Origin of the sequence: Streptomyces sp. NBC_01635 (assembly GCF_045209715.1) — a bacterium.
GTDB classification, from domain to species: domain Bacteria; phylum Actinomycetota; class Actinomycetes; order Streptomycetales; family Streptomycetaceae; genus Streptomyces; species Streptomyces hirsutus.
In genome coordinates, this window is the sequence record NZ_CP109277.1 from 287,686 (window position 1) to 300,392 (window position 12,707).

General features: G+C 68.6%; 14 protein-coding genes and 3 pseudogenes. 4 read left to right on the forward strand and 13 right to left on the reverse strand.

Annotation, left to right across the window (positions count from 1 at the left end):
• Positions 1-61: 61 nt before the first annotated feature.
• Positions 62-517 (reverse strand): annotated as a pseudogene (locus OHB56_RS01415) (transposase); the annotation flags it as partial.
• Between the two features lie 302 nt (positions 518-819).
• Here OHB56_RS01415 and OHB56_RS01420 point away from each other — a divergent pair.
• Positions 820-1,638, forward strand: coding sequence for an SDR family NAD(P)-dependent oxidoreductase (locus tag OHB56_RS01420; protein WP_326750794.1), 819 nt, complete (start codon positions 820-822; stop codon positions 1,636-1,638).
• Positions 1,639-1,823: 185 nt separating this feature from the next.
• Here the strand turns inward: OHB56_RS01420 and OHB56_RS01425 are convergent, their stop codons facing one another.
• The 3 genes from OHB56_RS01425 to OHB56_RS01435 all read right to left on the reverse strand — a co-directional run bounded on the left by OHB56_RS01425 (position 1,824) and on the right by OHB56_RS01435 (position 3,635).
• Positions 1,824-2,687 carry an endonuclease/exonuclease/phosphatase family protein gene (locus OHB56_RS01425; protein ID WP_406351153.1) on the reverse strand — a complete coding sequence of 288 codons (864 nt, stop codon included), beginning with the start codon at positions 2,685-2,687 and terminating at the stop codon, positions 1,824-1,826.
• Positions 2,688-2,713: 26 nt separating this feature from the next.
• On the reverse strand, positions 2,714-3,013 hold the full coding sequence (locus OHB56_RS01430; RefSeq protein WP_406351155.1) for a hypothetical protein: 300 nt from the start codon (positions 3,011-3,013) through the stop codon (positions 2,714-2,716).
• 79 nt (positions 3,014-3,092) lie between these two features.
• Positions 3,093-3,635 (reverse strand): 2'-5' RNA ligase family protein, encoded by a 543-nt coding sequence (locus OHB56_RS01435; RefSeq protein WP_326750796.1) that lies wholly within the window; start codon positions 3,633-3,635, stop codon positions 3,093-3,095.
• Positions 3,636-3,775: 140 nt separating this feature from the next.
• On the opposite strand from OHB56_RS01435, the gene OHB56_RS01440 reads away from it, so the two are divergent.
• Positions 3,776-4,030: an HU family DNA-binding protein gene (locus OHB56_RS01440; RefSeq protein WP_326750797.1), complete on the forward strand. Its 255-nt coding sequence runs from the start codon at positions 3,776-3,778 to the stop codon at positions 4,028-4,030.
• Positions 4,031-4,045: 15 nt separating this feature from the next.
• Positions 4,046-4,432: an SRPBCC family protein gene (locus OHB56_RS01445; RefSeq protein WP_326750798.1), complete on the forward strand. Its 387-nt coding sequence runs from the start codon at positions 4,046-4,048 to the stop codon at positions 4,430-4,432.
• Between the two features lie 610 nt (positions 4,433-5,042).
• Here the strand turns inward: OHB56_RS01445 and OHB56_RS01450 are convergent.
• From OHB56_RS01450 to OHB56_RS01480, 7 genes and pseudogenes are all read right to left on the reverse strand, one after another.
• On the reverse strand, positions 5,043-5,450 hold the full coding sequence (locus OHB56_RS01450) for a hypothetical protein (protein ID WP_406351157.1): 408 nt from the start codon (positions 5,448-5,450) through the stop codon (positions 5,043-5,045).
• Between the two features lie 124 nt (positions 5,451-5,574).
• Positions 5,575-5,754, reverse strand: a pseudogene (locus OHB56_RS01455) (hypothetical protein); the annotation flags it as partial.
• 305 nt (positions 5,755-6,059) lie between these two features.
• Entirely contained in the window at positions 6,060-6,965 is a 906-nt protein-coding gene (locus OHB56_RS01460) for a class I SAM-dependent methyltransferase (RefSeq protein ID WP_406351159.1), read from the reverse strand.
• A gap of 132 nt (positions 6,966-7,097) precedes the next feature.
• Positions 7,098-8,198: an NAD(P)-dependent alcohol dehydrogenase gene (locus OHB56_RS01465; RefSeq protein ID WP_406351160.1), complete on the reverse strand. Its 1,101-nt coding sequence runs from the start codon at positions 8,196-8,198 to the stop codon at positions 7,098-7,100.
• Positions 8,195-9,604 carry an aldehyde dehydrogenase family protein gene (locus tag OHB56_RS01470; protein ID WP_406351162.1) on the reverse strand — a complete coding sequence of 470 codons (1,410 nt, stop codon included), beginning with the start codon at positions 9,602-9,604 and terminating at the stop codon, positions 8,195-8,197. The genes OHB56_RS01465 and OHB56_RS01470 overlap by 4 nt, the downstream gene beginning before the upstream one ends.
• Positions 9,605-9,612: 8 nt before the next feature.
• Positions 9,613-10,365: a (5-formylfuran-3-yl)methyl phosphate synthase gene (locus tag OHB56_RS01475; protein ID WP_095534222.1), complete on the reverse strand. Its 753-nt coding sequence runs from the start codon at positions 10,363-10,365 to the stop codon at positions 9,613-9,615.
• 475 nt (positions 10,366-10,840) lie between these two features.
• Positions 10,841-11,275, reverse strand: coding sequence for a hypothetical protein (locus tag OHB56_RS01480; protein WP_326750803.1), 435 nt, complete (start codon positions 11,273-11,275; stop codon positions 10,841-10,843).
• Between the two features lie 83 nt (positions 11,276-11,358).
• Here OHB56_RS01480 and OHB56_RS01485 point away from each other — a divergent pair, with 83 nt between their 5' ends.
• Entirely contained in the window at positions 11,359-12,036 is a 678-nt protein-coding gene (locus OHB56_RS01485; protein WP_326756873.1) for a helix-turn-helix domain-containing protein, read from the forward strand.
• A gap of 110 nt (positions 12,037-12,146) precedes the next feature.
• Here OHB56_RS01485 and OHB56_RS01490 read toward each other — a convergent pair.
• Positions 12,147-12,498 (reverse strand): annotated as a pseudogene (locus tag OHB56_RS01490) (transposase); the annotation flags it as partial.
• On the reverse strand, positions 12,446-12,706 hold the full coding sequence (locus OHB56_RS01495) for a UBP-type zinc finger domain-containing protein (protein WP_079034555.1): 261 nt from the start codon (positions 12,704-12,706) through the stop codon (positions 12,446-12,448). The pseudogene OHB56_RS01490 and the gene OHB56_RS01495, both read right to left, overlap by 53 nt.
• Position 12,707 lies beyond the last annotated feature (1 nt).

Genomic DNA, 12,707 nt, shown 5'->3' on the forward strand with positions numbered 1-12,707 from the left:
ACGAAACCACCCGGCGACGAGCCGCCATGAAACCTTGATCAACTTAAGCTTCGTGGCATTGGGCCAGGACCCTGCCGAGCGGTATTCCGTATCCATCCGTCATGCCTGAGCGTTTCAAGCCTTGTTTGCCGCGATCGACAGGTGAGCGGCCGGCGACTTCCCCGCCGCCGGAGGCTTTGGTGATGGAGCCGCCGATGGCGATCTGGTCGAGCAGGAGTCCGACGATCCGGTCGTAGGACTCCAACGCGATCTGCTTGAGGCGGGCGAAGACGCCGAGCTGGATCCACTCGTCGCGGCGGTTGCGGATGGTGGTGGCCGAGCAGGTAGTGTCGGCGATCGCCTGGTAGGAGCAGTCGAACCGGAGCAGTTGCAGCAGCTTGTCGAAGATGATCCGGTCGCTGATGCGGCGGCGATGGCCGCCCAGTGGATGGGTCGGATCGACCATCGGGCGCTGGGGCAGCAGCGCCGCGAACTGGTCCCAGAGAGGGTCGGTCAGCCATGACGGCAGGACGGGCATAAGTTTCCCCAGTGATCGCGAAGCGTCTCAATTTCATGATCACCGAAGCCTGTGCACGGCCTTACTGGGAGAGTTTCCCACGCCGCCTATCTGTACCGGCTTCAAGCGGCAGACGAATCCCCCACGTCGCATCGGTGAAACCGCCCCTATGCTGTGCGAGGGCTTGCTTCTGCCCGGAGTTCGCTCGCCCCTGCCAGCAACAGGCATGAAGGACAGGTGCGTTCGGGCACCAACCGAACGGATCACGTGACACACGCTGGTCCGTGGCGCCCGTACAGCATCCGGTTCGAAGGGAACCTGTCTTGCCGAAGACCGTTGTCATCACTGGTGCGAGCGATGGAACCGGCGCCGCCGCGGCGCGCCGACTGGTACGTGATGGACACCACGTGGTCGTCGTGGGCAGGTCCGCGGCCAAGACCAAGGCGGTCGCGGATGATCTTGGCGTGCACTATTTCGTCGCCGACTTCGCTCACTTGCACCAGGTGCGCACCCTTGCGGCACAGCTCGCCGACCACTGCCCGCGCATCGACGTACTGGTCAACAACGCCGGGGCGATCCTCGGGGACCGCCATGTCACAGCAGACGGCTTTGAGGAGACGTTCCAGGTCAACTATCTCGCGCCGTTCCTGCTGACCAACCTGCTGCTAGACACCCTGCTGGCTTCCCAGGCCCTCGTCGTGCAAACATCAAGCAACGCCGCACGACTGTCAGCACGCGTCGACCTGGACGACCTCGACAATGCGCGGAACTACTCACCCGTACGCGCCTACGGCAACGCCAAGCTGGAACTCGTCCTCTTCACCCGGGAACTGCACGACCGATACCACGAGCAGGGCCTGTCCGCGGTGGCCTTCCACCCCGGCGGTGTCTCGTCGAATTTCGCCAGGACCAGCCGAAGCCCTGTGGGCTCGCTGTTCCGGACACCTGTGCCTCGCTTGTTTTTCCAGTCCCCGGAGAAGGCGGCACGACACCTGCTGCGGTTCGTCACCCCCACACCCGAGGACAGTGTCGTGTCCGGTGCGTACTACGAGAACGGCAAACCGCGCACGCTCAAGGCGCCGCCCATCGGACCGCAGCTGTGGGAGGCCACTACAGCGCTGCTCGACCTGAACAAGACGTAGCGAGCCGCAGATCTGGTGCGGGGGCTGGTCAGGTGCAACGGCACCCGCCGCGCGCAGGGCGTCGACCATTATGGCAGCGCGGCCACAAGCCCCAGTGATCACAGAGCGTCATAACTCCATGATCACAAGGGCTTGTGCCCGTTCCGTTTGCTAGGGACCCCCAACGGCGCCTATTCGCGCGACCTCTAAGTTGTGTCCAGGTCGGCGTGCAGCAGGTGGTGGTCCGAGTGCGGGGTCGGATGCACACGGTGCTCGAGCGGGACGGTGCCTCGCAGGAAGATGTAGTCGAACTTGCTGTGCCAGTCCGTGGTCGGCTTGCAGCCATCGGTGGGCGAGGGACCGCACCGGGGGTCTGCATCCGCGGCCAGGGCCCATATCCCGGTGAGTTCGGGGGCGTTCGGCACGGCGTTGAAGTCACCGAGAACGATCGCGCGGTCGTGCCGCGCGACGTCTGCGGCGAGTACGCCGGTCTGGTCCGCTCGGACTGCCTCTTGACGCCGTTGGGCAAGGTGTGTGTTGAAGACCCGGACGGGCCGGCCGCCCACAGTGGTGGTGACTGCCATGTACCCACGGTCTTCGGATCCGCCGTCGGGGTATTCCACGTTGACGAGGTCTGTCATCGGTGCCGCCGAGAGAACCGCCTGGCCGAAGGCCCCCGGACTCCACGGCACTCCGCCGCAACGGCCCCAATTCCGAAGAACCATCCCGAACTCGACGTGGTAAACCAGCCCGTAAAGGTTCTCCAGGTAGTCCCGGATCCTCTCGACGTCACGCACGCACGCTTCTTGCAAGCCGATGACCTGGGGCGCATACGTGGCGATCTCTGCGGCCCGGTCAACGTTGCTTTCCTCGCAGGGGTTGCAGATGTTCCACGTCATGACCCGGTTCGGTACGACGTCCCTGACGGTTTCGACGGGCAGCGACATGGCAAAGGGAGCACCGCTCGGCGCACCGGGACCGACGAGCACCATGCAGGTCACCGTCAAGGCGCCCGCGAGCAAACGCGTGCCCCTACCGAGCACCATCGCCTCCTCGAAGTGGATGCCCATGACATCTGGCGTCTCCAAGCACGAGGTTACGGGACGGGATTGTCAGCAACCCATAGGGTGTACCGGATCTCGTTGTGCTCGGACGAAGCCGCCGTCTCGACCAGGCCGACCTGGATCGTGCAGCAGCACGTGCGCACCGGTCGCCGTGCCTCCCGTACGGCGGGAATGACCATCCGATCACGGAACATGACGCAGTGGAACTTTTTGATCTTTTCGCCGAGCTGTTCGTAGAGGTAGACCTCGACGGCGGCCCGGTCCGTGCGGGCCGGGGCAGCCGGTAGTGCGGTTCGCAGAGAGTGCGCCCAGCCTCGGTGTTGTGCTCGCACTGGTGCCCTTCTCGGCGCAGCCCGAGATCATTCATGGAGGCGTTGTCACGTCGGCGGGGTGTGACCGGCTGGTGGTGTGTCAGGGGCCCAGGTCTTCGGTGGTGCGGAGGCCCGAGTCGTAGTGCCGGGCGGACGTCCACCACCCTGTCAGGGTGCCGGGCAGTGCGTCGGACGTGCGGGGGAACAGCCCGTCGGGCAGCTCGGCCCGAACGGTGCCGCGGCTGCGGCTGAGGGTGACGTGCGGGACCCAGCGCGCAGGGTCGAGGAGAGGGTTCATGCTTCCGCTCCCCGGTGCGTCGCGCAGCGTCCGCCACACCGTTTCGTGCAGCTGCAACAGCGCTTCGTCGGGTCGGACCGCCCAGGCCAGCACCTTCGTCCGGCCGGAGAACCGCAGGGGTCCGTCGAGCCGCAGCGGGAGGGGAAGGGTCTTCGCGAAGGAGTGTTCCAGGTGGGCATGTGTCCGGGGTGGAAGGTGGTCGGTTGTGACGAGGGTCAGGTGGGGGCGGTTGGTCGGGTGGTGGTGGGTGGCGAGGCTGGGCAGGCCCGCGTCCGCGAGGCGGCGCCATACGTCTCGGACGGCCCGCTCGGTCGCGGGGTCGGGCAGCAGTTCCACGCTGTGCACACGGGCAGCGTACGGTTGAGCGCCGCTGCGTGCGGGGCTGCTGTGGCGGTGTCACGATGGTGGTGTCGGACAGCGGTGGCCGGCCGGTCGGTCGGGTTGCGGCTTCACGGGACTTCATCGTCGAGGAGCGGGTGCGTCGTATGGACAGGTCCGGGCTGGTCGAGGCGGTCGCACACAAGGCGGCGGAAGGTGGTGATCTGTCCTTGGAGCAGGTTGGCCGGGTCGTCGACGCACTGTTCGGCACCGTCGACCGGGCGGGTGCGCTCGCCGAGGCGCTCAGGGCGGGGAAGACGGTCACCCTCACCGGTTTCGGCAGCTTCCACCAGGAGGACGGCGAGCCGAGCCTGCGGCCGGGCAAGGCCCTCAATGAGTTCGTCCACGGCGAGGTCGGCTGACCGGGTGCCGGCCCGATGGCCGTCATGACCTTGCGGGCCTCGGGACCGGCCCCCGCCGAGGACGTCTGGTCGCGTTACGTCTCACCCGCCTGCTGGCCGACGTGGTCGCCGCAGATCAGGGCGGTGCGCGTGGCCGGTGAGCGGATCGCACCAGGCATGCGGGGCGAGGTGGTCTCGCTGTTCGGTGCCACCGCGAGGTTCGTCGTGGAGTGCGTCGACGAGGAACGACGGCAGTGGACCTGGCGGGTCCGGCTCGGACCCGTCCACATGCGACTGCGTCATGAGGTGTTTCCCCAGGCGGTCGGCTCGGTCACGACACTGCGGGCCGAGGGACCGGCCCTCGCCCTCGCGGCATACGCCGGCCCCGCCCGGTGGGCCATGGGGCGCCTGGTCCGCAGGTGAAGGCGCGGGCGGGGAGCCGGCGACGGCCGCCGGGGAGAATTCGACGACGTCCCATCGACCGCGCTCTTCCCCCACCTATCGCCTGCTGACGTGGAATCCCTGAAATATGCGGTTCGTGCCGTTACTCGGGCCGGGTCTCAAGGGCGTAACCGCCCGGTGGAGGGCCCGCCGGGCTTGCCGTCCCGCCGGCCGGAAGCGGTGAGCTGTCGATTGTGTGCCCCGTCCCACCCATGAACGGCCGTCGGCGCCGCATCCTGGTACTGGAGTGACCGACGGCCGGCGCTCACGGGACGACTTCGTACTCCACGACCGTGTCCGGACAGGCGTCGGCGAGCTTCACCAGCGCAGCGTGTTCCTTCTCGTCGGTGTTCGGCTTCCACCGCAGCTTGGTTCCGGCCCAGGCCGTAGCGTACGTGCGGTGGGCTGCTTCGGCCGGCGGGAGCCAGCAGCCGGGCCCTTTTCGGCCTTGGATCGGTGTGAAGCGTGTGAGTGCGCAGAATCCCGGAGAGGGGAGCGCCGCACCCCATGGGCGAGCCCTCGGGCAGTGGGATTTCACGTACGGGTTGACCGGTGCCTTCCTCCGACTCGGCTACGTTGGCCGGCGCGAAGTTCAGAACGGGGGCTCGTCGCCGGGCGCGCCGGCCCATAACGGCTCGACCGGCGTGACGTCGTGCTGTCGAAGAAGCGCCACGGCGTCTTCGACGCGGCCCAGGTCGATGAGGTGCCAGGCCAGGATGGCGCTGTTGGCTGGAGTGTGTCTTTCGAGGACGGCGATGGCCTCCTTGGTACGTCCCTCGTCCGCAAGCAATTCGGCGAGGGACCAGGCCGCGTACCGGGTTCTCCCCTCAGGATGTGCACGCGCCTGTTCGATCGCTTCCTCGCGGAGGTGGCATGCGTCCATGAGGGGGAGTCGCATCCTGAAGAAGTCCCAGTCCTCCTCTCCGCGACGTGCCTTGAGGGCGTCAAGGCAGTCCAGGCCGTCCTGGGCGCGGCCCTGGTCGGTGTACAGGGTGCGCACACCGATCGGTCCTTGAGTCAGCCGCCGCCCGGCTTGCCCGCCTCCCTGGGATCGGATCCGACGGTTGGGCCGACGAAGTGGCCGGACGCACTTCTCGGGATGAGCGGCTGCGACGTAGCGCATCGCAGCGCAGATGGGCCGGCACCGGCAGAGCCCGCCGGTCCGCGGTGAGCCGGCGCCGGCGCGTCCCGCGCTCCAGGCGCCGGGCTGACAGCAGACGGGGCAGGTGGTGCAGGTGGTGCAGGTGGTGCAGGTGGTGCAGCGTCGAGCTGGGCAGATCGATCCTCGATGGGTGGACAAGCACATGAAGCACACGAAGCTCCGGGCGGACAGGTCGATCTTGGTCGCCAACCTACCCACCAGGAGCTTCACCTCTTCTCCAACGTCCCTCCCCCGCCCCCCAACCGGCCAGCAATTCAACCGGGTTGGCAACAGCTCAGTGTCTTGTCGGGGTGTTCGGGGGATCAGTCCGGACGCGCGCCGGGCGACGGTCCGACGGGCGGGACGACCGAACGGGGTGCTTCCAGCACCTCGTGCGGAAGCTCGAAGGGAAACGATCAATCCCGAGGTGAGGCCGGCCCTTTCCCGACTCTCGTCCGGGGCGCGGCATTACACCGAGGGCTTGTTCGCGAACACCCACCGGTTGCCCTCCAGCGCGTCGTTCCGCTCGGGCAGTGGGCCGCGCCCGTGCCGCCGGGTGAAGTCGAAGGGGGTGTGGACCGATGTGGACCAGCCCTTGTCCGCCAGGTCCCCGGCGGAGTCGGGTCGCGGCTCTCCGTCGAAAAGGTTCAGCAGGTCGATGCCGATCTGTTCTTTTGTCGCGGTGTAGAGCGGGCTGTCGTGATACTCTAGCAAGTCTTTCTCGATCTTGACCTCAAAGGCCAGAGCACTCCCGCCCGTACTCAACCGGTCCACCGTGTCGATGAGTTGGTTCTCGGTGGCGCGGGGAAGGTAGAACAGCAACCCCTCCGCCAGCCACGCTGTCGGTACGGTCGCGTCGAAGCCGGCGTCGGTCAGTGCTCCCACCCAGTCGGCACGCAGATCGATCGGAACCGGTACGCGCGCCGCCTTCGGAGTGGCTGACAAGCCGCTGAGCACATCGTGCTTGAACGCCAGCACGCCTTCCCTCTCGACCTCGAAGATCACGCAGCCCGCAGGCCAGTCGAGCCGGAACGCCCGGGAATCCAGTCCCGCGCCGAGCAGGACCACCTGGTGTGCGCCCGCCTGCACCGATCGGAGAAGGAAGTCGTCGAGGACTCTCGTGCGCAGACCGAAGTAACGTGCGAAGCGCCCCCACAGGGGGTTCGCTTCCCCGTCCGGAACCTGGTGCATCCGGACAGGCCAGCCTGCGGACGCGGATGCGGCGAGCACGAAGTGCTCCGCGTAGACGTCCCGCGCCAGGCTGTCGTCGCGGTGGGTCTCGATAGCCCGTGCTGCGGCGACCAGGAGAGCAGTCACGCCGACTCCTCCGTCCACGCCTCCCGCACCGGGGTTCCTTTGCGCCGTGCCGACCATGTGTCCTCCTTGGGGAACGCGGGATCACGAAAAGGGAGAGGGGAGACGCTGCCGAACAGCCGGAGGAACGTCAGACGGCCGTCGGGCAGAGCCGGTCGGACAGGCGGTGGCGTGCGCCGAAGGGCTCACACATCAGCTTCTGCTCTCCGGAATCAGGACGGGTTTGACCACGCGGCCCGCATTGCAGTCGCGTTCGGCCTCGTTGATATCGGTGAGCGGGTACGTACGGATCAGTTGGTCGAAAGGGAACCGTCCGGCCTGCCACAGTGCCGTCAGCCTCGGAATCAGAAGTCCGGGAACCGCGTCCCCCTCGCAGATGTGGGAGATTCGCCGGCCTCGGTCCAGTGCCCCCGGTTCGAGTGGCAACGTGGTGTGGAGCCTTGCCACCAGCCCGAGGTGACCGGTTGGGCGCAGGGCCCGGAGGGCGTCGTTGATCAGTTGGGTGGAGCCCGTGGTGTCCAGTGCGTACTGCGCGCCGCCGTCGGTCAGTCGTCGGATGCGGCCGGGCAGGTCGGGCGATGCGGCGTGCAGCGGGAGCGCGTGGAACCGTTCGGCCAGGGCCAGCCGTTCGGGGTGTCGGTCGACGGCCACGGTCGCCGCCCCGGCGGCCGTGGCCGCCATCACCGCGGCCAAGCCCACCGCTCCCGTACCGAGGACAGCGATGGTGTCGCCGGGACCGACGCCGAAGGAGTTCAGAACCGCGCCGGCACCGGTGAGGAAGCCGCAGCCGAGCGGTCCGAGCAGTTCGAGGGGCAGTGAGGGATCGACCCGGACGGCGTTGCGGGCCAGGACCATCGCGTACTCGGCGAACGAGGACTGGCCGAACCACCGGGGAGCCAGTTCGCTCCCCGCCGTGTCGATGAACCGCGCCGCGTTCTCCCCGCGCCCTCCGAACAGGTTGAGCGAGGCGAAGGAGTCACAGTAGGCGGGGGTCGCGCCCCTGCAGTTACGGCATTGTCCGCAGGAGTCGAAGCTCAGCACGACATGGTCGCCGACGCTCAGCCCCGTGTCCGGTCCGCCCGTCTCCACTACGACCCCGGCGCCCTCGTGGCCGAGCACCGCCGGCAGCGGCGAACGGCCCTCCGAACGCCGGACGGCGAGATCGGTCCGACACATCCCGCAGCCCGCGATGCGGACCAGGATCTCGCCATGGGCCGGTCCCTCGTCCAGGGTCACCTCCTCGACGGCGAAGGGGCTCTCGTACGAGCGGAGTACCGCCGCGCCGAACTTCACGGTCGTGCCTCCTCCTGGCGGTGCACCACGAACGGTCTGAGATTGCCGTAGAGCCCCCACGGTCCGCCCGCGACACCGACACCGCTCTCCTTGATGCCCGCGAAGGGCTGGGCGAGGGACAGTTCGGCGTGATGGTTGATCCACGCCGTCCCGCACTCCAGCCGGTCGGCCACCGTCTCGGCCCGGTCGAGATCGGTCCCCCATACCGAGCCTCCCAGCCCGAAAGCGGTGCTGTTGGCCGCCTCGACGACTTCGTCAAGGCTCCCGTACGGCAGCACCGGCAGGACCGGGCCGAACTGCTCCTCCGTCACCACCGGGCTGCCGGCCGGCACATCGGCCAGAATCGTCGGGGCGAAGAAGTAACCCGGCCGGTCCAGCCGGCAGCCACCGGCCGCGACTCGAGCACCGTCTGCCAGAGCCTGGTTCGTGTAGCGCTCGACGCGGGCCAGTTGCGGGGCGTTGTTGACCGGCCCCAACTGGGAGCCCGGGTCGAGCCCGGGGCCGACGACAGCGGTCTTCGCGCGCTGCGCGAGCGCTTCGACCACCTCGGAATAGAGCCGGACCGGGGCGTAGACGCGTTTGACCGCCATGCAGACCTGCCCGCAGTTGCGGAACGCCGCCCAGAACAGCCGGTCCGCGATCCCCTCCACGTCCACGTCCTCCAGCAGAATCGCGGCGTCATTGCCACCCAGTTCCAGGGTGACCCGGGCGAGCGAGGCCGCCGCTCCCTCCGCGACGGCCCGCCCGGTGGGGATCGAACCGGTGAAGGTCACGTGGCGGATCCCCGGATGGGATGCGAGGCGGGCGCCGAGGGGTTCGCGGCCAGTAACGATCGTCAGTACGTCCTCAGGGAGGGCGGTGGAGACGACGGACCCCAACAGCCGTGTGGCGAGGGGCGTGTACGGGGAGGGCTTGAGCACCATCGTGTTGCCTGCGGCGAGCGCCGGCGCGAACTTCGCCGATGCCAGCTGAAGAGGAAAGTTCCACGGGACGATCGCCGCGACGGGCCCGAGCGGTCGCCAGCGGATCTCGCTGCGTACCGGGCGGCCGTCCGCGATCCGCTGAGGTCCGTGATCCATCTCTGCGAAGTAGCGCAGACGGGCGGCCGTACGGGCGACCTCGGCGTGCGATTCGGCCAGAGGCTTGCCCTGTTCACGAGTGAGCAGGGGCGCGAGGTCGGCCCCGGCCGCCTCCACGGCGTCGGCTGCCGCAAGCAACGCGGTCCTACGGGCTACAGGGTCGTGCCGCCAGCCGTGCCAGGCGGTGCGGGCCCGGTCGACGACGGCGTCCAACTCGTCCGGCTGCCGGTCGGGAGCAGCGTCGAAGCCCTCGCCCGTCGCCGGATCGATGACAACGAAGTGCCCTCCGTGGGTTCCGGGCGCACCGCAGGGAAGCCTTGCCGCCATGCCGACGGTCAGCTCGTGGCGACGACGGCTGCGTGTTCCCGGACATGCCGGTCCATCTCTGCCCGAAAAGCAGCCACCAATTGCGGCTGAATCCGGCCGGCACTGCGGTCACCCCCCTCGCAAACCGCTCCGCGCACCCCCACGATGTCCGTGCTCATGCGGGCCAGCTCGCCTAGGTCGCCGGCCTTGACGCTGCCTGCGAGGGCGGCGAGCAGACCGGCCTCATGGGCCAGCCGCACGAACTCCGCACAGACGTCTGGCGGAGTGTGGTCGAACAGCCGTGTCCCGTCCTTGATCGCGGTGTCGAGCATGGCCCCGTCGGAACCGGAACGGCGGGCGATGTCGGGCAGTGCGAGCGGGTTGACGCAACCGATCCGGTGGGCGTCGGCGTACCCCGAAGCGACGACGAACGCGTCCGGTCGATAGTCCTTCACCGCCCGGACGACTCCTCGCATGACATCGACGGCCTGCTCGGGTGTCGTGCATCCGTAGAGGCCGACCTTGATGTACGTGGCTCCGGAGACAGCCGCACCGAGCGCCGCCTGGGCCACTGTGCCGGGCTTGTACGGTACGTCCCCTACCGTGGCGGATACCGGCTTGTCCGCCGGAACCGCGTCACGGATGGCCTTGATGACCCACGGGAAGTTCGCACCGAGCGAGCCCTCATCGGGCTTCTTGACATCGACGATGTCGAGGTGCTCCGCCGCCTTCGCACAGTCGAGAGCCTCCTCGACGCTGTCCGGGGAGATGAGAAGCAACAACGTAGGCTCCTTCCACCGCACGTCCGCCTGCCGGGGGGCAGGGGTGCGCGGTCGCCAGGATCACTTGAGGTCAGCTCATCATCACTGCAGTCCGTGACCTTCGGCAGAGCGCGCGGAGTCCTGACGGGGCGTCGCCATGCCATGTGCACCCCCTCAGTGCGCCGTCCACGCCAGCTCGAAGGTCGTCACGGCGTCACGGACGGTCGTCGTCAAGCCGTCCGGATCCAGGTGTTGGAGACCCGGCCCCCAGGGACATTGCGTGTTCGCGATACGCGGGGTCCGTCGCGGTCGTCCGGTGGAGCAGCGCCGCGCCTGGTTTGCGAGGCTGGGGAACGACTGCAGGCACGGTGCTGGTGATCATATGAGTGTCTACGTCGCATGAGTACCGAGCAAAGGTGATCCGAGGAGGCGCGGCACGGCGGGTGGTGCCATGAGGCTCCACCCGCTGGAGGGGCTCAGTGCGCTCGGCGTCTGTTCACGGCCGCTGCTCGGCGTGGTAGCGCTGGGCGAGCCGTGCCAGCGCGACGGCGCCGAGGAGCAGCCCGAAGTCGCGCAGGGCGATGTCGTAGTGGCCCGGGATGGTCAGCAGGTTGACGATGATGCCGGCCAGCCAGCCGGCCACGAGCCAGCCCCCGAAGCGCGGAGCCAGCGCCACGGCGAGACCGGCCACGATCTCGATCGCCCCCACCGCGTACATGGCCGCCTGGGCGCTGCCGGGAACCAGGTCGTCGATCCACGGCGCGAGGTAGGCGGGCCAGTCCACGAGCAGGTTGGCGAACTTGTCCAGCCCGAACAGGATCGGCGCCACCGTGAAGCCGACGCGCAGGATCACGAACGCCTGATAGCCGGGGTCGGTGAGCATCGCCCGCCGCGGAGCGGCGGAGGTGGTGCTTGTGGTTACGGAGGACATGACCCTCTCCTTCTATCGACAAGGTTCATTGGTAATAGAATCGCCGATCCGCTCTATAGTCAATGGCTGTGGGTTTTACACTGGTGTTCGTGGACACCCCGAAGGAAGTACGCGACCCGGACGTCTCCGCCATCGCCGCTCTCGACGAGCCGACCCGCAGGAGGCTGTACGACCACGTGGCGCGCCAGCCGAGCCCCGTCGGCCGTGACGAGGCGGCCGCCGCCCTCGGGCTGCCTCGGCGGACCGTCGCGTTCCACTTGGACCGGCTGGCCGACGAATCGCTGCTGGACGTCGTCTACGAGCGCCGCAGCGGACGCTCCGGACCGGGCGCGGGAAGGCCGGCCAAGCTCTACCGCCGCTCGGCGAAGCAGGTCGCCGTCAACCTGCCGGACCGCCGCTACGAGCTGGCCGGACGGCTCCTCGCCCAAGCCGTGGAGGAATCCGACGCGACGGGCGAACCGGTACGCGAGGTGCTGCACCGCAAGGCCGAAGAACTCGGCACGCAACTGGGCGAGCAGAACAAGACGAACGTCTTCGACCTGCTGGAGCGCTACGGCTTCGAGCCACGCCACGAGGACGACGCCATCGTTCTGGCGAACTGCCCCTTCCACGCGCTGGCCCGGGAGCACACCCAGACGGTGTGCGGCATGAACCTCCACCTGCTTCGCGGTGTCCTCAAGGGCAGGGAAGAGGCAGGACTCCAGGCACACCTGGCGCCCCGCCCCGGGCAATGCTGCGTCCGGCTGCAGCCGGCCGCCTGATCAGCCCAAAGACCGCTGTCGGTGCTGATCGGGGCCGGCCGGCGGGGCGATTCCCCGCAGTTCGAGACTGTTCTGGAGGCGATCCGTGCGCCCCGGCCAGGACGCGGGTGACCCCGCTTCCCGGAACCGGCCGCATGCCGGTGGGCCCGGCGGGCCGTGGAGTCCACCGAAGACCGTCCCCTCCGCGTCCGCCGCGGCCAGGACGGCGGCGGGGAACCGTTCCCGGGCGCCGTCCACGGCCCACCCGATCAGGCGTTTGTGTGCCGTCTGGAACGAGCCTGGTGCGGCAGGCAGGTCCCGCCAGGGCCAGCAGGTGCGGTGCTTCCACGCGACGGCCTCGAGGGTGCGACGGTGGTCGGCCCACCGCCGCCCACGGACCGGACCGGCCAGCACCCCGGGTCCCGTCCGGTCACACGAGCACCTGATCGACGAAGCACCAGCGCCAGCTCTCTCCGGGCTCATGGGTCCGCATCACGGGGTGGCCCGTTTCCCGGTGGTGCCCCGTCGCGTGCCGCCCCAGCGACGAGTCGCAGCAGCCGACGTGACCGCAACTGAGACACAGGCGCAACTGCACCGGATCCGTGCCGTCCCGCAGACACTCCGGACACGTCTCCGTGAGGGGGACGGGTTCCGGGAGTGGCAGCGCGTCGGCGTGCGTGCACTGTTTCATG

What these genes read in the sequence shown, in the direction of transcription:
- OHB56_RS01425 (WP_406351153.1), bottom strand. Translation starts at nt 2,687, where the DNA reads ATGGGCATCCACTTCGAGGAGGCGATGGTGCTCGGTAGGGGCACGCGT.
- OHB56_RS01440 (WP_326750797.1), top strand. Translation starts at nt 3,776, where the DNA reads ATGGACAGGTCCGGGCTGGTCGAGGCGGTCGCACACAAGGCGGCGGAA.
- OHB56_RS01445 (WP_326750798.1), top strand. Translation starts at nt 4,046, where the DNA reads ATGGCCGTCATGACCTTGCGGGCCTCGGGACCGGCCCCCGCCGAGGAC.
- OHB56_RS01460 (WP_406351159.1), bottom strand. Translation starts at nt 6,965, where the DNA reads ATGGTCGGCACGGCGCAAAGGAACCCCGGTGCGGGAGGCGTGGACGGA.
- OHB56_RS01470 (WP_406351162.1), bottom strand. Translation starts at nt 9,604, where the DNA reads ATGGCGGCAAGGCTTCCCTGCGGTGCGCCCGGAACCCACGGAGGGCAC.
- OHB56_RS01480 (WP_326750803.1), bottom strand. Translation starts at nt 11,275, where the DNA reads ATGTCCTCCGTAACCACAAGCACCACCTCCGCCGCTCCGCGGCGGGCG.
- OHB56_RS01495 (WP_079034555.1), bottom strand. Translation starts at nt 12,706, where the DNA reads ATGAAACAGTGCACGCACGCCGACGCGCTGCCACTCCCGGAACCCGTC.